This window comes from Desulfosediminicola flagellatus, assembly GCF_005116655.2.
Taxonomy (GTDB): domain Bacteria; phylum Desulfobacterota; class Desulfobulbia; order Desulfobulbales; family Desulfocapsaceae; genus Desulfopila; species Desulfopila flagellata.
In genome coordinates this window covers 6489718-6510329 of sequence record NZ_CP050698.1, presented here as the reverse complement: position 1 = coordinate 6510329, position 20612 = coordinate 6489718, and the positions used below count along the sequence as shown (strand labels likewise).

Sequence of the window (20612 nt, the reverse complement as noted above, 5' to 3'; positions counted from 1 at the left end):
TAACCATAAGAAAACGTTACGTTTTTCACAAAATAACAATCGATTAATCTACATGCAGTACCACGGAAAAACAATTAAATAGCGCCCAAATGCTATCCCCTTCTTTTAGTTTAAGGTGTCGCTCTCCAGCAGTGGAAACAATGGCACACAACTCAACCCCATCAGAAATTTGGACAACACACTCAGTATTGACCTTGCCTCTGGTTAATCTCGCGATGATCCCTTTGAACCGATTTTCAGCACTACACATTGGTTCTGTGTCGCCGCTTTGCAGTATAACAGATGGTGCTTTTACCTCGGCTGTAATCACCCTGCCGTGCTTTAAGCCAAGCCTTTCTACGCTATAGTTGGTAATCACCGCGGAGATTGAAAGGTCATCAATGGTAGTCAGGTCTACACTTGTCTGTATATCGCCTCGCTGCATATTTTGAATTTTACCAAAGAAAGAGTTTCGTGCACTGGTTTTGCGCATAGATTCCCTTTCAAGGAAAATCTTTGCGACCTGCTGAATTTCATCTTTAGAAAAGGAAATATAAGACGATGTCAGGTTAGGCGTCGAATGTCCCAACATCATTTGTACTGCCGGTAACGGCATGTTGTTCTGCATTAGCTCTACAGCCCGCGCCTTACGAATTATCTCCGGACCTCCTAGCCGTTTGTCAAAGCCACATGCCTGGGCACGTTCGTAAAACTTACGACGTACAAAGCCAGGATCAACAGCAAGTACATTCCCCAACGACTCCCTAAAAGAAAGCTCTGCTAACGTTCCCTGTATCTCGATAGATAGTGTTTTTGAAATCTGCACCTCTCTGTGATTGGCGTTCGTACCAGTTGGGCTTCCACGCAAAAATACAGTATGTTGAACCCAATCGATGTCTTTAAAAGGATTCAGAACCAAGACCTCGTTCAGTTTAGCACCAGTGTAGCGGATCAAGAGGAAAATTATCAAAATGCGTTGACGAGAAAAGCGAATATCGGCACGAGATGAATCATCTACCCATTCACGAAATGATTGCTCCATCTGGTTGAGTTGAGTGGCATCCAGACATTGGTCTAAGTCAGGAGTTGAGATGATGCGCCCGTGGTTTTTGTTTTTTGACAATGATATCCGTGCTCCGTGTTGAACATGAGAAACGTTTTAGCGTGATTTCATGCTTTTAGCATCACTCATGATACCTCCAAAACATTAATCCTGGCTTATTTTCCCGTTTACCGGGGCGTAGAATTGTTTATTAAACTGTTTTAGCATACACACTCTGCTAAGCACCCGAAATCATCTTGACACCTATTTGTACGCCCTGGTATACAGTCACGAACATAATAATATTCGTGACCTCTCGTCAAGTTACTCTCTCACGGGAAGGGGGTTGTATGTTCTTTCAAACCGCAGGAATCGAAGTCGCTCTCTGGATTCCACCGCTGGTCGCTTTCGTGATTTCATTCTTCACTTCTATGGGGGGGATCTCAGGCGCCTTCCTTCTATTACCTTTCCAGATGACTTTTCTGGGTTACACGTCCCCTTCGGTGAGTGCCACCAATCAACTGTTTAACATAGTCGCCATTCCCAGTGGTGTTTATCGCTACTGGAGGGAAGGGCGTATGGTTTGGCCCCTCACTTGGGTGGTGGTGGCTGGAACCTTACCTGGGGTGTTCATTGGTGCTTTCGTAAGGGTTAGCTACCTGCCAAACCCAGAATACTTCAAATTATTTGCAGCAGCCGTACTGTTCTATATCGGCTTCAAAATGGTAAGGGATCTAGCTAAGAAAATATCAAACAATACTGACAAAACCAACAGCGAGAGTCGTTTTCAAGAGATGGTTCGCAGGCAGCGCACAAAAATTGCCAATAAAGAACTCACGAATACCGATTTCTCGACCGTCAAGGTTACCCATTTTAATTTAAAACGACTTGGGTACACATTCTATGATGAATCTTTTGATGTTTCATTCTGGGGCATCTTTGCCCTCAGCTTCATTGTCGGTATTGTGGGAGGAATCTACGGCATCGGCGGCGGCTCGATTATCGCTCCATTCTTTGTCACTTTCTTTGGGTTACCGGTTTACACCGTGGCTGGTGCAGCCCTAATGGGAACCTTCGTCACATCAATCGCTGGTGTTGTATTCTACCAAGTCATTGCACCGTTATATCCAGACGTGTCAGTGGCTCCGGATTGGTTTTTAGGAATCTTATTCGGAATAGGCGGAATGGCGGGGATGTACCTCGGGGCACGTTGCCAGAAATTCGTACCAGCCAAAACCATCAAATGGATGCTCGCCACTATTATCATCTCCACTGCAACCAAGTATGTCGCCGAATGTTTTGGATATTGACAGATTATATTGAGAATAGCCAACCTGTTAAGAAATCTCATAAAGAATGGTGGAAAGGTGCATAAATAGCAATATTGACGAAGTCCTTAAACATATTGAAAATGGTCAAGATAGCAAGCAGATGAGAAGGGCTTTTTTACACAAATGCCCCCAAGAAAGACCAAAATGGGCCCTTTATCTCTGAGATCGGAGCCAAAGATCTATTAGAAATAGGATCATGACGATCTGGTTGTTGAACGCCCATGTTTTGAGATTCTTCAGAACAGCGAAGTGATCGAGAAGTTACATATCATTAATGGAATGGAGCCCGGCAACATCACCCGCGCACTTAATGGCGAACACGTCGGAACCTACATTTACAAGCAGTCGCCTGTTTTTTTATCAACCATTCAAGCCAGCAGGTCCGCTGCCGGCTTGAATGGTTTTTTGTTTTCTATTTTTCGTATCTGCTGCTCAGTTCAACGAGCTACTTTTTATGCAGCATTTCGAGAGTAATCAACACATCCACATCTTTCCCGACAACGCCATAATCAAAAAATTTACCATCACCGACCTTATAAACCAGCCTGTCGAGAATCAACGACCCGTTAAAACCGGCAACTTCACTATCTTTTTGCATAGGATGATCTCTTACCCCTGTGAAAACGAGTGGTAGGGTCAGGTCGTAACTCTTACCCTTAACAGTAAAGGTACCTTTTACTGCATATGTACTGCCTTCTACCAAAGTTATTGACTCTGATGTAAATGTCATCTCAGGGTAGTTCGCAGCATCAAAAAAATCTTCCGATTGCAAATGCTTATCCCGTTTAGGAAGATTAGTATCTATACTTTTTGTTTGAATCACAAACTGCATACTGCTTTCTTCTAAATTGGCCGGATCAAATTTGATCTTTCCTGTAAATTCACCAAAGTGACCCCGAACTTTTGAAAATATATGATCTACGGTGAAGTAAAATCCTGTATGCCCCTGATCAATCTGCCAGGAACGGTTAACCGCAAAACAACTGGTTGTGAGCATGACTCCAACCACGGCTACCATGACTACCATTGCAGTTCTTTTCATACTTGCCTCCTTAGTACTACGATTAACGTTGTCTTGACGTTTTTATATAAAAACCGAAGATCCAACAGACTGAACCCGGTGATCCTACAGGCTGAAGCGTTCGTAATGAATATTCTTCCTTACAAACCCAAGAGCCAGACAATCCTCCATGGCCCTAACCATCATAGGTCCCGGCCCACAGAGAAAAATACGTGCATCTCTTCCACACCCACTGGTCAAACTTGCAATTTTATCCATGTCAAGTCGTCTTGATCCATGTTTAGCGCGGGTATAAACATGGTGAACTGCCAGATTTGGAATCATTTTTTGGAGATTTTCCAATTCATCTCCCAAAAACATATCACCACTATGGCTAAGACACCATATGAGCGTCACGTGTTCCCTCACGGGATTAACCGACATAAAACGCAACATGCTGAGTAGCGGTGTAATCCCTATACCGCCTGCAATAAGCAAAATGTCCTGAGACCGGGTTCGCGCCAGATACGAAAACAAACCATAAGGCCCATCAACACTTACTATTTCACCAACTCTAAAGCTGCGTACCTTCCCTGTCCAGTCTCCGCTGCTTTTTATCATGAACTGCAACGATGTATGATCGGTTGGTGAGGACGCAATGGTAAAAGGGTGCGGTTCTGCCTGGTGCCCGCTTCCGATTGAAAGATAGGCGAACTGCCCGGGAAAATACCCAAAGGTGCGGGTCTCTGGTAATTTTACAGTTATTCCCGTCACGTTTTCTGATAACTTTTCTATTACTACTATCTCACCTTTTCGTCTGTTCTGCCAAAACGTCGTGATTTTCCTGCCCGCAACAATAACAACTACGCCTCCAAAAAGCAGATACGCTCCATATCCCGGTGCATTCCTGGCAAACGATTCACTGACAAACAGGACGTGCACGGCAAGCATTGCAAAAACCAGATAGCCCATCGGCCGGTGGAGTTTACGCCATATGGTGTATTTAATACCAAGCAGCTGTCGTGCGAACGCGCCTGCAACAAGGCCAGATAGCAAAAAAAGCATCGCCGCTCCTACCATTTCCGGCCAATACTTTTTACCAATCGGCAGATTATCTAATCCTTCAGGAAGTAAAACAAGCGTCAGATGCACACTGCCCAGCAGCAATAAAAATAGGCCATTATAGCGATGAAGAGTTAATAGCCTATCAAGGCCGACAAGCCGGTCAAGAATTCTTACGCGTGCAGCCAGAACAACCTGCGTACAGAGCAGAACTGCACCTAACAAGCCAACCATCTTTCCACTGCGCAACAGGGTTTTATCAGCACCGAATTTATACCAGAGCGACTGTGTCTCATAGTAGAACGGAATTGTCAGGGACGTGCCGACAAGCGTGAACATGCCTAATAGCACAACACACATAAGCATCTTACGCCGACCAGGTTCTATCGGTTCTGATGTATATATTTGTCGAGATTGCATATCGTCCAAGCGGGTTTTAAATATCGTCCATACAGATTCAGGCAGAATTAGCCAGATATCGTTAAAGAATAGAATCAATAGAAAATATATTATTTATTATAATCATAACACCAACAATAATGAGAGGTAATTATCTCTCTTTCTCTATTATCTTCCTGACATTTAAAAGATCGTCAGCTCTTTTAAATGGGAGTGAAGACTCGAAAGAACAGTCAATCTGCTGACAATATACGTTTTTCAGTTAACGGATAAAGATTATTTTCATTTACCCTTGAATCGAACAATTGCTGTAATTACTCTCTCTACCAGACAGGCATTTTAGCCTGATCCTTTCTGATTGATCCCAAAATTACCCCCGTATTTTCCTTGAATTTCACGGCAGAATTCGGGCTAATAAGACCATAGAAGGGGCTGGAAAAATGGTGAAAAAAGACATTCCCGTAACACTGTATTATTGTGCTGAAAGAACATTAACAATGGCAGGAATTCCTCATTTCGCTCAAGAAGTTATGGAGCTAATGTATGATGACATGGAAAATGCGGGGATAGAAATAACCGGCCCGCCAGAGTTTCAGTACTATAATGTCGATCCAACCGGGGAAAAGCCATTTCAGTTGATAATAGCTCTTCCGGTTGCCGAACAAAAAGAGGCTGGATCATTTTTCTTTATGCAATCTGAACCATTTCCCTGCCTTTCCATCGATTATAAAGGTGCGATGGCTGGTATTGGCGATGCGTGGATGGAACTGGCATCAAAGGCAGTAAGCGAGTCATACCTGCTCGCCAATCAGGGAAGGGAAGTCTATAAAGAATGGGAAGGCACAGAATCTGTTAACAATCTGACAGAACTGCAGATCGGGATTCTGGCAAAAAAACAGTAACACAACTAGTGTCATGTCATGTGTCAGATGTCGTAATAATGCGTAGCTTTTTCTCTTCCTGCAAGGCATGACTGATGGAGCATAGCAGCGCTATGTAACTGAAGGAGTAACGAAGACAGGAAGTGAAAAGGGCAAGCAGAATTAGACATTTGAGGCATGACAGGACACTAGTGCTCTGTAAATCTTTAAATGTCGCAAAGATTGTTCCGCAATTTTAGTGCACTGCAAGGCACGAATGAAGGAGCATAGCAGCGATATGTGACTGAGTGAGAATCGAAGTCAGTGTGCTAAAAGGGCGAACAAGATCCGATAGGTAAAGGTTTACAGAGCACTAGGTGGGTGACGAAAGAACTGCTTCATCTCCCACCTGTATGTATCAGACGAGACCTGGATGTTCATCTATCTCTTCTTCAATTTTGTCAGGGTCAGGAGAGTTATAGCGTATGATATTCTGAAGATGAGTTAGCGCTTCGGGTCCGATAGACGTAAACTTTACTCCCACCATACCATCTTCAGTTCTTACAATATACCCATCTACTTCGACATTCATTCTCCTATCCGCCGGATTCAGAATGATGAGCAGCGTACACTCAGTGCCTGATGGAATCTCAACGCCAATCCCCAGCTGACACCCGCCTACACTGAGATTGGTAATTTCATCCACTTTATGTACTGCGCCGGAAGCTGTAAGTTCTGCCGCCATTTTGAAAACTATCCGGCTAAACCTTCTCTTTTCTTCGGTCATCCTTTACTCCTACAATTTAATTCGTCCTAAGAATTCAGCGACAACTTTCATCCCTGATTTAAACTGCTCAAGACTGAATTTTTCGTTCGGGGCATGAATATTGTCATCAGGTAATGCAAACCCCATGAGCACCACCGGCACCTTCAGTACAGAATTACATAACGCCGCAATTGGAATAGAACCACCTTCACGCATAAACACAGGCTCTCTGCCATACACAGTTTTTAAAGATGCCGCAGCAGCACGTACGTACCTGTTCTCAGGATCGACCGAGATTCCCCTGCCGCCATGAAGATTTACGGCCTTTACATTATACCCCGCCGGCATATGCTCTTTAACCGCCTTGTCCAGCCAGACAAAGACCTCGTTTGGATCAAGTTCGGATGGTAACCGTAAACTCACTTTTGCAAGAGCTTTTGAGGGGATAACCGTCTTGGCACCATCACCTACAAACCCTCCCCTGATCCCATGAACCTCAAGGGTAGGACGAAGCCCCAATCGCTCCAGCGGAGAGTAGGCTTCTTCACCAACAAACTGTTTCACACCCATTTCAGTAAGTAAGGAAGCCTCCACATTCAACGGATCATTTTTCAGGAATGCCCTCTCCTCAGAATCCGGTTCCTGAATATGCTCCTCAAGCTCCGGAATATTAATGACGCCATCTTCTCCTTTAAGCTTGCTGATCAGCACACACAAAGCATGAATGGGGTTGGGGGCAATACCACCATAACTTCCCGAATGCAGATCTCTCTCGGGGCCGGTCACCTCGATCTCAGTATACAGAATACCTCTCAAACCGTTGATAATTGAAGGCTGCTCAGCTGAAAACATTGAGGTATCACAGATCAAAGCAGCATCAGCCTTTAACAGGCCGGGGTTTCGTGTAACAAACCGCTCAACTCCTGAACCTCCAGCCTCCTCTTCACCCTCAAGAAGAATTTTGACATTAACCGGAAGATCGCCTTCAACCTTGAGCCATGCTTCCAATGCAGCAAGGACCAGCATCACCTGCCCCTTGTCATCACTGGCACCACGGGCATAGAGATTTCCATCTCTTACCTCAGGCTCAAATGGAGGAGATTCCCACTCATATACCGGATCGACAGGCTGGACATCATAGTGACCATATATTAACAGGGTCGGTTGTTTCGGGTCTGTACGCCATTCACTGTACACAAGTGGATGACCGTTGGTCGGAATAGTCCTGACCTCAGTAAAGCCCATAAAAACAAGTTTATTCCGCGCCCACTCTGCTGCCTCATAGACATCCTCGGCATTTTCAACCAGAGTACTGATGCTCGGTATTGCCAGCCATTGTTTCAATTGTTCAACAAATCGTTCCTGATTGTCATCAAGATATTGATTAAGCGTTCCTGCCATTTGCACGACTCCCTTTCACATCTATAGTTCAACTGCCTCGGAAGCCTTCCGAGAATGCACTTTTGCACCATAGCTTCGTTAAAATCGAAAAAATTATCCTTCGGTAAGCGAGGGACGAGACTCCGAGATTATATATATATGTCTCCGGTGATTTTTCAATTTTGCCTCAAACAGTGAGAAAACTCCTATTCTCGGACAGCCTCCCAGAACAACCTTATGCTCTTTTTTAATCCTATCTCACCACAGAATGCGCATCAACAGCTTTTCTCACAGAAGCACTTAGAATACTGCCATAACAAACCTATTATATTCATTTCTCATAAGAAAGATGCCGAAGCCGATAGTATTACGACGACTTATCGACACGTAGACGCATTGTCCCCACCTCTTTTTTTTACACTGACCAATATTTTTTCGAGCAACTTTGATACTTTTTATGTAAAAATTGATTTTAAGGCAGTGTTCATTACCGTACTCATTTCATGTGTATCTTACCTGATACGCCGGATTCCAGAATCTAACACGTACCTGTTTTTCACTGAGGCGACCTGGCTGTATTCCCTCTTTGTTAAACACCGACATCTTTTGATTCGTACAGATACCCCGTAGAAAGAAGTAGTATATAAACACTGTTCAAAACTTTATGGCCGCTCATGGCCATGTGCAACAACCTTCTTTTACAGTAAAGAATTCAACAACGGAGTCGAGAAATGCTCAAGGTAGGATTTATTGGATGGCGAGGGATGGTAGGATCAGTTCTCATGGAACGGATGCTGGCCGAAAGTGATTTCCAGGGATACGAACCTGTGTTTTTCACTACCTCCCAGGTCGGTCAGGACGGCCCCGATGTCGGTTTCGGTGCACACCCCCTAGAAGACGCAATGAACATCGACAGGCTGGCGGAAATGGATATTATCCTCTCCTGTCAGGGTGGCGATTACACTACCTCGGTTTATGAAAAACTTCGCTCGCGTTGGGAAGGCTACTGGATCGATGCAGCCTCAACACTCAGGATGGCTGACGACGCCATTATTGTGCTGGACCCGGTAAATAGAAAGGTCATTGATAGCGGGCTGGCCACTGGCACTAAAAACTATATCGGCGGTAACTGCACCGTGTCACTTATGATGATGGCACTTGGCGGACTTTTTGAGAAAGATCTGGTTGAATGGATTAGCTCCATGACCTATCAGGCCGCAAGTGGTGCCGGTGCCAAGAATATGCGTGAGCTCATTACCCAGATGGGCCAGATTGAGGGCGAAGTAACAGATCTGCTGGCCGATCCGTCTTCCGCGATCCTTGAAATTGACAACAAAATTACCGCCAAACTCAACGACGGAACCCTGGCTACAGACAACTGGGGTGTGCCTCTTGCGGCAAGCCTCATTCCATGGATCGACAGACCGATGGAAAACGGCCAGACCCGCGAAGAGTGGAAAGGTATAGCCGAAACAAATAAAATCCTCGGTAATACCGGAGCAGGCATCATACCAGTCGACGGCCAGTGTGTCCGTATTGGTGCAATGCGATGCCACTCTCAGGCTTTCACTATCAAACTGAAGAAAGATGTCTCTATCGAAGAAATTGAGCAGATCATAGGCAACCATAATGAGTGGGTTAAAGTCATCCCCAATGAGCGTGAAATCACCTCGCAGGAACTGACCCCGCAAAAGACCTCCGGAACACTGACCGTCCCTGTAGGAAGAATCAGAAAAATGAATATCGGTCCGGAATACTTAACAGCATTCTCTGTTGGCGATCAGCTGCTCTGGGGAGCTGCTGAGCCGCTTAGAAGGGTACTCAAGATTATCCTGACCCATATCGGATAAACGTGTAGATGCGGTAAGTATTAAGACGGGGCCCAAAGGTCCCGTCTTTTTTATTTGCGAATACCCTATATATCCTCACCACCCCTACCGTATTCAGCCCATGCACCCACGAAAGCTGTATCTCGAAACGACTACCCGCTGCAACATGAACTGCGGCATGTGCGTAAAGCATGTTCCGGGAAGTGTTATTTCAAATAAACATCTCGATTTCGATACATTCACACAATTACACAATGTGCTCCCATCTCTCGACGCCCTCGTGCTTAACGGCATTGGAGAGCCTTTGCTTCACCCTGATATTCAACGTATGGTACGTGTCGCTAAAGAGAACATGCCTGATGCCAGTTGGGTGGGATTCCAGACCAACGGCAGTCTGCTTAACGCCGATAATACCCGTCAACTGCTGAATGCAGGGCTTGGCCGGTTGTGTATTTCTGTTGATGGGCTCTCTGATGATGCGCATTGCGGAGGCTCTCTGCTACACGAGAATAACAGTAATCTCGAACCATTTAAGATGGTTAAATCGATATGTGAAACAGAAGGATATACCAATTTCCAGCTAGGTGCAGAGATCGTCCTTGTTAAAGAGACCATTTCCAGATTACCGCAATTAATTGAGCAACTCTCTCACATTGGTGTCGATTTCATTATCTGCTCGCATCTGCTTGCCTATCAGGACAATGCCGAAGAGCAGAGCCTTTTTAACACCAATACAACCCAGGCCCAGGAATTGTTTAGTAAATGGCAGAAAAAAGCTCGCGAAGAACAGATCGACCTCACTGAGCTTACTGCAAAGACCTGGATAGCCCCCAGACACAATGCCGAACAGCGCCTGCAGCAGCTTTACAAACAGATGCTGGCGGATGCCCAGGAAGAGGGTATATGGCTGCATGTGAAAAAGCTCAATCAGCGTGATCAGAAAAAGATCTCTGCGTATGAAGACTATCTGCGTACTGCTCAGGAAATTGCAGATAGATATGGTGTTGAGCTATCTCTCCCTCCATTATCAGCTTCAACGCAACGTTCATGCACATTCATTAATGAGAATGCCATTTTTGTTGATGTCGAGGGTAATGTAATGCCCTGCCACCCGCTCTGGCATGCGCAAACCATCTATATGGACAACGAACCAAAGCATATTCAGCCACGAACATTTGGCAATATTGCCGACCGTGACCTGCTACAGATATGGCACTCTGAAGAATACCGCGAGTTTCGACAAACTGCCGGAGAATACGAATACCCATTTTGCCACAGTTGCTCACTCGGCCCCTGCCCGGATATCCTTGGTGAGGTTGAGCCATTTGCTAATGACTGCTTCGGCATCAGTGTCCCTTGCGGTCACTGCCTCTGGTGTTATGATGCTGTGCGCTGTTTGTGATGGTCAGCTTAACAGGTAACGTGGTGCAGACCATATTTCACCTGCAGATAGAATACGTGCCAATTCTACACGTTGGAAATAATATCGTTCTATATCAGCGAGTTATCATCCGAAAACTAACTAAGAAATATCAGGATCTCTCATGCCAATAGGAACGTACCTCTCACTTGTGCTCACAATGTTCTTTTGGGGTGGGACATTTATCGCAGGAAGAGCCTTGGCAGGATCATCTGTTACTCCTGTTACTGCAGCATTTTTCCGCTTCGCCATTGCAACACTGGCTCTGGCAGTTCTCGCTCGAATGATTGACGGTAGACTTGCACTTCCTCCTCGCAAAGTTTGGTTGTCCCTGCTGCTTTTAGGATTAACGGGAGTTTTTAGTTACAATGTTCTTTTCTTTACAGGCCTTCATCATATAGAGGCTGGTCGTGCTTCGCTGATCATTGCCCTCAATCCCCTGGCAATTACCATCTTCGCCTGCCTTTTTTTAAAAGAACCCCTTACGCTCAGACAGTTGGCAGGAGTCTTCCTCTCACTTACGGGAGCAATGTTTGTCATTAGTAATGGTCACCCTTCAGCTATTTTCTCAGGAGGTTTTGGCAGAGGAGAACTGGCAATTCTTGGTTGTGTCGCCAGTTGGGCCGCCTATTCACTCATAGGCCGGACAGTATTAAGAATGCTCTCGCCACTTGCTTCAGTTTTCTATTCATCGCTTATTGGCACGCTGCTGCTTTTTATCCCGGCTCTGCTCGAAGGTACATTTCCGCAAAGCCCCTCGTTTAGCGCAGTAAACTGGCTCAGTTTACTCTTCCTTGGTCTTTTCGGCACAGCGATCGGCTTTTCCCTCTATTACAAGGCTATTCAGAAAATAGGACCAACACGATCGGGTGTTTTTATCAATCTGGTGCCGCTGTTCTCCATACTTCTTTCGTGGGCAATACTTGGCGAAGCTATTAAACCAGCGGTACTTTCAGGTGGATTGCTTGTGCTAACAGGTGTGGCAATCACTAATGCGCCAAAAAAACCTAAACATGGTAAACTGTAGGTCTTTTAAACTTCACAAAATCAGAAGCTTTTGAGCCGGTTCGACAGGTCGTGGTTTTAGCAGGAGGAAACGAAAGACGTATTTCGTTATCCTTTGTTCTCCTTATTAAGTACCACCCATATTCACATCGTATTTCTAACACTGACAACAGGAACATTAGAGTATTTGAACACCTTTTCGGCTGTAGAGCCAAAAAGTGTGGAGGCAAGATTACTCCTTCCTTTGTTGCCCATAATAACTAAATCAACCCGCTCAACATCGATACATTTCAATATCTCTTCAAAAGGAACTCCCTCAACAATTTCGATACGCACTTTTTCCAATTCGGCTGGTGTATATCGACTAACCATCCCCTGCATTTTAGCTTTTCTATCTTCTCTCGATTTTTCGGCATAGCCCGTAATATCAACTTTATCAGGATAATAATCGTTGGCTCTTTTCAACGCTTCAATATCCCGGATGTTAATCACATTGAGCAGCAAGATTTCCGCGTCAAAACTCTTCCTGAATGAAGAAGCATATTCAAGAGTTTCTTCTGAGTAGTCTGATAAATCCACACACACGAGAATTTTTTTTATTACTTTCATATCAGCATCTCCGATACGATCTGAGGCTCAGACGGGTTGATCTTTGGATAATATGCACAACTCTACATTCCTCTATCAGAAGTATATCAAAAAGCCACACCTACATAACAGGATTCAGTTAAAGTACGAGAAAATGCTGTCTGAAATGGTTGAAAAATATATGGGAAGATCAGGTACGCCTGCTGATTAAAATCTATTTACACCTGATGTTTCTTCCGATTACAGTGGGAGGATGAAAAAAACTACCCTACACCCTAGCGGTGATATGCTTCTGCAAACCCTTGCGATGCCTGCAGATACTAACCCGAGTGGCGACATCTTCGGTGGCTGGATTATGGCTCAAATGGACATGGCTGGCGGTATTCTCGCAAAAGAGGTTACGCAATCCCGTGTTGTTACAGTGGCAGTCGACTCCATCCACTTTATCAAGCCGGTCCACGTTGGAGATGTTGTCTGCTGTTATGGCAAAGTAACCAGAGTTGGTAATACCTCAATAACCATTCACCTTGAAGTATGGGTCAAGCAGGTGCTTCACCCGAAGAATGGACAGGATAGGCAATTCAAAGTCACACAAGCCGCTTTCACCTATGTCGCTGTTGATGAGAATGGCAATAAACGGCCGGTTCACACTTCAAGTTGCCCGTATCCATAAAATCAAATTCGCGAGATTTCATTGCACACTACAGCTATCTGATAACAATTACTTTTTTACTGATTTACTCGCTGGCTTTTAACTTTTTTTACGACCTTTTTCTTTTTCTTTACATCCCGATCATACGGGCTTTCTATCTCATAACGTGTACCACCAAGGGTTATATTAAGATCCCCATCCGGCTCAAACTCATACTCAAAAGGTGTATCTACCGGTAGCCCGAATTGATTCAGCACCTAGTGTCATGTGTCAAATGTCGTAATAATGCGAAGCTTTTTCTTTTCCTGCAAGGCACGACTGATGGAGCATAGCAGCGCTATGTAACAGAAGGCGTAACGAAGTCAGGAAGTGAAAAGGGCGAGCAGAATTAGACATCTGAGGCATGACAGGCCACCAGGAGGCTGTCCGAGAATAGGGGTTTTGGTCAAAATCGAGAGATTTTCAAAAAATAAGCACAGCCATATATTTAATATTGCGAGCATTATTTTTTAAAAATTCCGAAGAGTTTGGGCAAAAGCCATTGTCGGACAGCCTCCTAGTGCTTGCCACTGTAGTTTACGTCAACAACTACGCTGATGTGTAAGTATAGGTGAACGGTATTTTCTCACTACTGCATCCTGCAATAATTACAAAACACAGTGGTAACATGTATAGAGTCATTTTTTTCATCACATTCATATCACTCCCCATGGGAATTAAAATGCACTATAAACATTTAGAATAGTTCTATTTCACGATTGTTTTACCGTAATCCCATGCAATAATGCAAAAAAAACAACATTATGATTACTTATTGTTCACACCATTTCTATTTTTTTACTAAAACACCCCTATGCAAATCGTAAACCTTCAACACCCACGACTCAATATCAGAGATTTTCAAGCGCACCCAGGCGAATTCTGGTGCATTTACGGCTCAGCCGACTCAGGCATTGATGAATTCCTGAAACTGCTGGATAATACACTTACACATGTAAATGCAGATATTGTTGAACTTCCTCATAATCCATCTATCATATCTTTTGACACCCAGCAGTCGATTTACGAGGATGAGCTGCGAAATGATGATAGCGACTTTATGGACAAGCCCGACCCCGGCACTCTCGCCCATGAATTTCTACCTGCTGAATCACTTGATAGCCCTCTAATAGAGGCATTCAATATGCGGTCTTGTCTATCAACCGGCTATCGGCAACTCAGTTCAGGCCAGAGCAGAAAAATCCTGCTTTTGAAAGCATTGCTCAGCCCATGTAATACGGTGATCATTGATTCCCCTTATGAAGGACTTGATCCCGTTGCCTGTAAAGAACTTGATCATGCTTTCAGTCAGTTACCTCAGGACAAGTTAACTCTCCTGGTACTGATCAGGAATAAAGAAGATATCCCTGAATGGTGCAGCCACCTTGCTATTTTTCACAATGGCCAGCTTAAAGCTCAAGGCCCCATACAAAACACCCTGCCGGAAATTAATTCACTGTCAGGTAATGGAAAGCTGCTCTTTGACGGGGAAACCTTTGCTGCAAATCAGGACATTGTCAGCGAATCACATGAGCCCGAAGAGCTGATCCGCTTGCAAAATGGGTTTGCAAGCTACGGAGAAAAATTAGTATTTTCCGGGCTGGATCTCCTGGTTTCTCATGGTGACCACACCCTTATCACTGGCCAAAACGGTTGCGGTAAATCAACCCTTTTACATATGATTACCGGCGACAATCCAAAATGTTATGCAAATGAGCTGTATATACGCGGCCGTAAACGAGGCAGCGGCGAGTCTATCTGGGATATTAAGCAACAGATGGGGATAGTCTCACCTGAAATCCATCGGAGTTACCGTGTACCCGGATCTGCTCTGCATGTTGTTCTTTCGGGACTATTTGATACAATAGGTCTGTATCAACGTCCAACCCCATCGCAGGAAAAAGCAGCAATGGGCTGGCTGAAAGCCATCAATATGCAGGATCAGGCCAAAACACCATTCAGACAGCTCCCATATGGAAAACAGCGACTCGTTATTATTGCCCGTGCGCTGATAAAACAGCCGCCACTACTTGTACTCGATGAACCTACTCAGGGACTTGATGACCGGAGCAGACATGCTCTACTCGACTTTCTTGAGCTGGTCGCAACAAAAAACAGCTCAACAATTTTGTATGTTAGTCATCGTCAAAATGAGTATCGCCCATTTTTCAAACAACATATCAAGCTTGAAAAGTACAGCTGACCGTAACAGATTGCGTAAGTGAGAAATCTCACTTACGCAATCTGTTACGGTTTGTTTTTACTCAATCTGCATCTGTTACTTTCCTGCCTTCGAGGTAAGATTTCTCTTCTCGCTGGCAACCGTATTACCAGCACATCTTCAACATCTCATTTTCAAGCGATAGAATAATGCAAAATTTTCTCTTTTACCTGGCTACTGTTCTTATTTGGGGATCCACCTGGATCGGCATAAAACTCCAGCTTGGCGTTGTCGATCCCATGGTCTCTGTTGCATACCGTTTTGCCCTTGCTGCAATTATTCTTCTTGGCTGGTGTCATTTCAGAAAATTACCGATGAAATTCACTCGTACCGACCATTTTTTCATCGGCTTGCAGGGTACATTTCTTTTCGCCATGAACTACCTGCTTTTTTATATTGCAGAACTCTATATCGCAAGCGGACTTGCTGCGGTGATTTTCTCCACGATCCTGCTGATGAACATGATCAATGGCGCACTGTTTCTCCGCTCACCGATTGACTCTAAGGTTATTGTCGGAGGTAGCCTCGGGCTGGTTGGTATCGTGTTGGTCTTCAGCCCGGAAATTTCCTCATTTACCATAGAAAACCATGGTCTTCGTGGAATTTTACTGTGTATCGCAGCAACCTATCTTGCATCTCTTGGCAACATACTCTCCGCCAGGAACCAGAAGTGCAAACTACCGGTAGTTCAAACCAATGCATATGGTATGGCTTATGGAGCAATTATCATGCTCACCTTAGCGCTGATTACCGGGAAGAGTTTTTCAATCGAACTTAACGCAGTGTATCTCGGTTCACTTGTTTATCTGTCGATATTCGGATCTATCATCGCCTTTGGTTGTTATTTGACGCTGATTGGGTCGATAGGTGCAGATAGAGCCGCATATGCCACATTACTCTTTCCACTCGTAGCCCTTGCAATATCCACCGTCTGGGAGGGATATCACTGGAGCACTTCAGCAATATGCGGGGTGGCCCTGATCCTTTGTGGTAACCTACTGATGTTGCAGAGGGCTAAGTCTTCCCGTAAAAATAAACACGTAAAAGAAGAATCTGTGCTTCAACAGTCATTATCACATTCTGAAACCTGAAAGGATACAGTATGAAAACGATTGGTCTTCTAGGCGGCATGAGTTGGGAATCAACATCTCTGTATTACCAGTTGATTAACAGCGGAATAAACCGCAGACTGAGTGGCCTGCACTCAGCAAAAATTGCCATGGTGAGTGTTAATTTTTATGAACTTGAACAGCTCATGGCCCAGGGAAACTGGGATCGCATAGCTGAAATTCTTGTTGCGAGCTGCCTAAAGATTGAAGCTGCCGGAGCAGACGTTCTACTCATCTGCACAAACACCATGCATAAAGTTGCAGAACAGATCCAGGCAGCGATATCAATTCCCATACTCCACCTCGCCGATGCCACAGCTCAGAAAATTCGATCAGATAACAAAAAGACAATCGGATTACTCGGCACCAGAATCACTATGGAAGAAGATTTCTATCGTGGTCGTTTAACACGTCATGGAATTGAAGTAGTACTTCCTGAAGACAGCGACATGGATATCATCCACAACGTAATCTTTGATGAACTCTGCAAGGGCAAGTGTATAGAAAATTCGCGAAATGAATACCTGCGTATCATTAACGATCTTCATACTCGCGGAGCAGAAGGAATTGTTCTGGGCTGCACAGAAATAGGCATTCTTATTAAGCCTCAAGATACCGAGATTACCCTCTATGACACCACCCTGATACATGCGGAGGCAGCAGTAGAATTTGCACTGCGATAACTGTAAGAAAAAATGCATCCATTACCTGGGAAGCTGTCCAGGAATATGCCTAAATTGCTTATGATTTCCCATTGATTTAGATGCACAAAGCAGATAGGCTCATTGCACATACCCAAAAGTCAAAACCAACTATAAACAAAGGAAGGTGATCCATGAAATCATTACGTTTTGCAAACGATGATCTAATGCCGGCTCTTGGTCTTGGAACCTGGAAATCTACACCTGGCGAGGTGTCTTCCGCCGTTTCACATAGTCTTGAGATCGGGTATCGTCATATCGACTGCGCCCCCATCTACGGCAATGAAGCTGAAATCGGCCCAGCATTCTCTTCAGCCTTTAGTAAAGAAGGGCTTAATCGTGAAGATGTGTGGATTACTTCTAAACTGTGGAATAATGCTCATGCACCTGAGGACGTATTACCAGCCATTGAAAAAACGCTTCACGACCTGCAACTTGACTACCTTGATCTTTTCCTGATCCACTGGCCTGTTCATCTGGTTAAAAGTGTACAATTTCCACGCAGCGCTGCTGACTATATTCCATATGATGACCTTCCGATCACCAGGACATGGACGGCAATGGAAGAACTGGTTCAGAAAGGATTGACCAGACATATCGGGGTAAGCAATTTCAGCATCAAGAAACTTTCTCATCTTGTTGAAAATTCCAAAATACGACCTGAAGTAAATCAAATTGAGCTACACCCGTATCTTCAACAATCACCGATGGTCGAGTATTGCAGGGAAAACAGCATTCACCTTACCGCATATTCACCTTTAGGCTCCGGTGATCGACCGGCAGCCCTTAAAGCGGCAGATGAGCCATTGCTGCTGAGCGATCCGGTCATTATAAAAATTGCAGAAACCCATAGTGTTTCAGCAGCGCAGGTACTACTCAGCTGGGGCATGGAACGCAACACTGCAGTAATACCGAAATCGGTCAATCCTGAGAGAATCAAGCAAAATTTTGATTCAGTAAAACTCTCTCTTACAACTGGTGAACTCAATCAGATTACGACACTTGATTTAAACAGGCGCTATGTTTCGGGTGACTTCTGGACAGGTGGCGGCAGCCCTTACAACTTCGCTGCACTTTGGGATGAGTAATTTTGCATGAGAAAGGCCACCTGAGAGCGTGCTCAGGTGGCCTTTTCTTACCTGGAATCAGTGCAGTTCTACACTGACAACTTCAACACTTCGTATATTATCAAATAATTTGTAGTCCATATTCGTTAGCAAGGTAAGCGTTGCTCCCTCGCCCCTTTCAACATGACCTGAAAGACGTATATTATCTCTCTCATAGGCATTCTTATCGATTACCTTTAGTTTGACAAAGGCTGTTCCTGAATAGGCTCCCTTGTTCTCAACTGGAAGTCTGGCAACAAACCAGGCCACATCCTTACTTTTGTACTCTCTCTTTTGAAAAACGATATCACCAACTTCGACTTCTGCGACCGAAGCGGTCGAGGCAGTCGAAGTTGTAAATACAAGCAATGAAAAGAGAAAAACCGGTACCGTGAGTGATAGTAATTTTTTCATACAAAACCTTTTATAAAATTGTCTGTAACATGGCGTACGCCATGGAGTTTACCTGGTTAACAAAGGTAGGATAGATTACACATATAGAAACATAGTTTTAGTATATTCGCACAATACGAACAAGTGAGAAATCGGCTAGTTCTCCGACCTACGGCAAGTTTGCTGCAAAAACCATTGTAATCTTGTAATAAAAAATAATGGGCGTTCAGAAGTGATCTCGGTTTGCTGGACAGGGCCGCAGTGTAATTAAGGTCGAACCTCTCCAGTAGATCATTCCCCATCCGCCCTCTCAGGAAGCTATACTGTTTACTTACGTTTAAAAAATTTGTAAAAACAGGCCAAGATTAACTACATACTCATTTCAGTCTACCTTCAATAGTTTTTCAGGAGTTTCTTTTGATTCAGCGCATTACCACAAATTGTATCCGAATTGCAGTCGTCATTATCATCCCCTTGCTTTTTATAACCGGATGCAGCCAGGATGCGGACAGGACATCATTTCTTCTTGGCACGATATGTAGAATACAGATCAATGGTGGAGATAACTCAGATCTGGATGCCGCTTTTAACTGTATCCGTCAGATAGAGTCACGAATGAGCAGAAATAAAGAAACCAGTGAGGTCAGAAAGATCGCCAGTGGTGGTGACGATGGCTTTAAGGTTTCCCCTGGCCCATGTCAGGTCATTAAAAGGGCTCTTGATTTTGGTCACCTTTCCGGAGGTCTTTTCGACGTCACTATTGCCCCGGTAGTAGACCTATGGGGATTTGGTAACAATGATGTTGATCCACATCTTCCATCTGAATCAGCCCTGAAACAGGCTTTACCCTTAGTCGATTACCAGCAAATCCAGGTACAGGAAGACTGCCGGGTTGTAACCGGCCCCGGCCAGCGTATTGATCTTGGTGGTATTGCAAAGGGTTATGCAGCAGATGAGGCAGCGAAGGTGTTGCGAAAATCCGGTGTCAAAAGTGCTCTGATCAACCTCGGGGGGAACCTCTTTGTCCTAGGTAAAAAGGACAATGGTAAGCCGTGGAAATTCGGCATCCAGGATCCTCTCAAACCCACCGGAACAATGATGGGCATTATAGAAATCGATAGCGGAGCATTGGTCACATCCGGTATTTATGAAAGATTTTTTGAGGAAAACGGTAAGAAATACCATCACATTATTGATCCCAACACAGGGTACCCCGTTAAAAACAATCTGGCAGGTGTTTCTATAACAGCACCTTCAGGCCTGGATGCAGACGCTCTATCAACGGCGGTTTTTATGCTCGGTATAGACAAAGGTTGCGAGTTGCTTGCCCAGTTCCCCAACACAGGTGCCATTTTTATAACCAAGAACGGAGAAATCACCACCTATGGTATCGCCTCCGCTCGTTTCAACCTGACGAATCAAGATTATAGAGTGGTTGGGCGTAAATAAGAGATAATAGAAACAGCTAGAAGACGAAAGATACCAACAATGGAAGAATGAGCGACAAGATGCGGATTCCCTTTTGCCTGGGGCCTGTTCATATAGACAAGCTAAAATCCCCTGACAAAATCAAGTAAAAGTGGACACTTTCTTTAAGCTGCCGTTTTCAATCCCATCATTTTTTTCGAAAATCATTTGGGCATAGATAGCCTAGAAACGAATAGCGTCTCCTACTGTTTTAAAATATCTTAATATAATCAACGATATTTTTTCTGGCTGTTTGTTTAGCG

The 20612-nt window shown here is 44.5% G+C and carries 19 protein-coding genes; 11 read left to right on the top strand and 8 right to left on the bottom strand.

Annotated elements, in window-relative coordinates; translation table 11 throughout:
- Positions 1 to 43: 43 nt before the first annotated feature.
- Positions 44 to 1102, bottom strand: coding sequence for a TOBE domain-containing protein (locus FCL46_RS26930; protein WP_228723293.1), 1059 nt, complete (start codon positions 1100 to 1102; stop codon positions 44 to 46).
- 269 nt (positions 1103 to 1371) lie between these two features.
- Here FCL46_RS26930 and FCL46_RS26925 point away from each other — a divergent pair, with 269 nt between their 5' ends.
- Positions 1372 to 2331: a sulfite exporter TauE/SafE family protein gene (locus FCL46_RS26925; RefSeq protein WP_136808573.1), complete on the top strand. Its 960-nt coding sequence runs from the start codon at positions 1372 to 1374 to the stop codon at positions 2329 to 2331.
- A 466-nt stretch (positions 2332 to 2797) separates the two neighbouring features.
- Here the strand turns inward: FCL46_RS26925 and FCL46_RS26920 are convergent, their stop codons facing one another.
- Both FCL46_RS26920 and FCL46_RS26915 read right to left on the bottom strand, forming a co-directional pair.
- Positions 2798 to 3394: a YceI family protein gene (locus FCL46_RS26920; RefSeq protein WP_136808574.1), complete on the bottom strand. Its 597-nt coding sequence runs from the start codon at positions 3392 to 3394 to the stop codon at positions 2798 to 2800.
- An 84-nt stretch (positions 3395 to 3478) separates the two neighbouring features.
- Positions 3479 to 4834 carry a ferredoxin reductase family protein gene (locus FCL46_RS26915; protein WP_136808575.1) on the bottom strand — a complete coding sequence of 452 codons (1356 nt, stop codon included), beginning with the start codon at positions 4832 to 4834 and terminating at the stop codon, positions 3479 to 3481.
- 419 nt (positions 4835 to 5253) lie between these two features.
- Between FCL46_RS26915 and FCL46_RS26910 the strand changes: the two genes are divergently transcribed.
- Complete coding sequence (locus FCL46_RS26910; RefSeq protein ID WP_136808576.1) at positions 5254 to 5715, top strand: GyrI-like domain-containing protein; 462 nt, start codon at positions 5254 to 5256, stop codon at positions 5713 to 5715.
- Positions 5716 to 6091: 376 nt separating this feature from the next.
- Here the strand turns inward: FCL46_RS26910 and FCL46_RS26905 are convergent, their stop codons facing one another.
- Positions 6092 to 6460: a PilZ domain-containing protein gene (locus FCL46_RS26905; protein ID WP_136808577.1), complete on the bottom strand. Its 369-nt coding sequence runs from the start codon at positions 6458 to 6460 to the stop codon at positions 6092 to 6094.
- A 9-nt stretch (positions 6461 to 6469) separates the two neighbouring features.
- Positions 6470 to 7840: a dipeptidase gene (locus tag FCL46_RS26900; RefSeq protein ID WP_136808578.1), complete on the bottom strand. Its 1371-nt coding sequence runs from the start codon at positions 7838 to 7840 to the stop codon at positions 6470 to 6472.
- Positions 7841 to 8550: 710 nt separating this feature from the next.
- Between FCL46_RS26900 and asd the strand changes: the two genes are divergently transcribed.
- From asd to FCL46_RS26885, 3 genes are all read left to right on the top strand, one after another.
- Positions 8551 to 9669 carry an aspartate-semialdehyde dehydrogenase gene (asd, locus tag FCL46_RS26895; RefSeq protein ID WP_136808579.1) on the top strand — a complete coding sequence of 373 codons (1119 nt, stop codon included), beginning with the start codon at positions 8551 to 8553 and terminating at the stop codon, positions 9667 to 9669.
- A 100-nt stretch (positions 9670 to 9769) separates the two neighbouring features.
- Positions 9770 to 11050, top strand: a complete 1281-nt coding sequence (locus FCL46_RS26890; protein WP_136808580.1) for a radical SAM/SPASM family putative metalloenzyme maturase — start codon at positions 9770 to 9772, stop codon at positions 11048 to 11050.
- 142 nt (positions 11051 to 11192) lie between these two features.
- Positions 11193 to 12095, top strand: coding sequence for a DMT family transporter (locus tag FCL46_RS26885; RefSeq protein WP_136808581.1), 903 nt, complete (start codon positions 11193 to 11195; stop codon positions 12093 to 12095).
- Positions 12096 to 12217: 122 nt separating this feature from the next.
- Here the strand turns inward: FCL46_RS26885 and FCL46_RS26880 are convergent, their stop codons facing one another.
- Positions 12218 to 12682, bottom strand: a complete 465-nt coding sequence (locus tag FCL46_RS26880) for a universal stress protein (RefSeq protein ID WP_136808582.1) — start codon at positions 12680 to 12682, stop codon at positions 12218 to 12220.
- Positions 12683 to 12914: 232 nt separating this feature from the next.
- Between FCL46_RS26880 and yciA the strand changes: the two genes are divergently transcribed.
- The gene (gene yciA / locus FCL46_RS26875; RefSeq protein ID WP_136808583.1) at positions 12915 to 13334 is read left to right on the top strand and encodes an acyl-CoA thioester hydrolase YciA; all 420 of its coding nucleotides are present in this window, start codon (positions 12915 to 12917) and stop codon (positions 13332 to 13334) included.
- A 56-nt stretch (positions 13335 to 13390) separates the two neighbouring features.
- Here the strand turns inward: yciA and FCL46_RS26870 are convergent, their stop codons facing one another.
- A complete protein-coding gene (locus FCL46_RS26870) occupies positions 13391 to 13570 on the bottom strand; it encodes a hypothetical protein (protein ID WP_136808584.1) in 180 nt (59 codons plus the stop codon).
- Positions 13571 to 14166: 596 nt separating this feature from the next.
- Here FCL46_RS26870 and FCL46_RS26865 point away from each other — a divergent pair.
- The 4 genes from FCL46_RS26865 (at position 14167) to FCL46_RS26850 (ending at position 18471) form a co-directional block, all read left to right on the top strand.
- A complete protein-coding gene (locus FCL46_RS26865) occupies positions 14167 to 15555 on the top strand; it encodes an ATP-binding cassette domain-containing protein (RefSeq protein WP_136808585.1) in 1389 nt (462 codons plus the stop codon).
- Positions 15556 to 15722: 167 nt separating this feature from the next.
- Positions 15723 to 16664 (top strand): DMT family transporter, encoded by a 942-nt coding sequence (locus FCL46_RS26860; RefSeq protein ID WP_136808586.1) that lies wholly within the window; start codon positions 15723 to 15725, stop codon positions 16662 to 16664.
- Between the two features lie 11 nt (positions 16665 to 16675).
- The gene (locus tag FCL46_RS26855; RefSeq protein WP_136808587.1) at positions 16676 to 17365 is read left to right on the top strand and encodes an aspartate/glutamate racemase family protein; all 690 of its coding nucleotides are present in this window, start codon (positions 16676 to 16678) and stop codon (positions 17363 to 17365) included.
- 152 nt (positions 17366 to 17517) lie between these two features.
- Positions 17518 to 18471, top strand: coding sequence for an aldo/keto reductase (locus FCL46_RS26850; protein ID WP_136808588.1), 954 nt, complete (start codon positions 17518 to 17520; stop codon positions 18469 to 18471).
- A 57-nt stretch (positions 18472 to 18528) separates the two neighbouring features.
- Here FCL46_RS26850 and FCL46_RS26845 read toward each other — a convergent pair whose 3' ends face one another.
- Complete coding sequence (locus tag FCL46_RS26845) at positions 18529 to 18903, bottom strand: hypothetical protein (protein WP_136808589.1); 375 nt, start codon at positions 18901 to 18903, stop codon at positions 18529 to 18531.
- Positions 18904 to 19299: 396 nt separating this feature from the next.
- Between FCL46_RS26845 and FCL46_RS26840 the strand changes: the two genes are divergently transcribed.
- Positions 19300 to 20331, top strand: coding sequence for an FAD:protein FMN transferase (locus tag FCL46_RS26840; RefSeq protein WP_167505942.1), 1032 nt, complete (start codon positions 19300 to 19302; stop codon positions 20329 to 20331).
- Positions 20332 to 20612 lie beyond the last annotated feature (281 nt).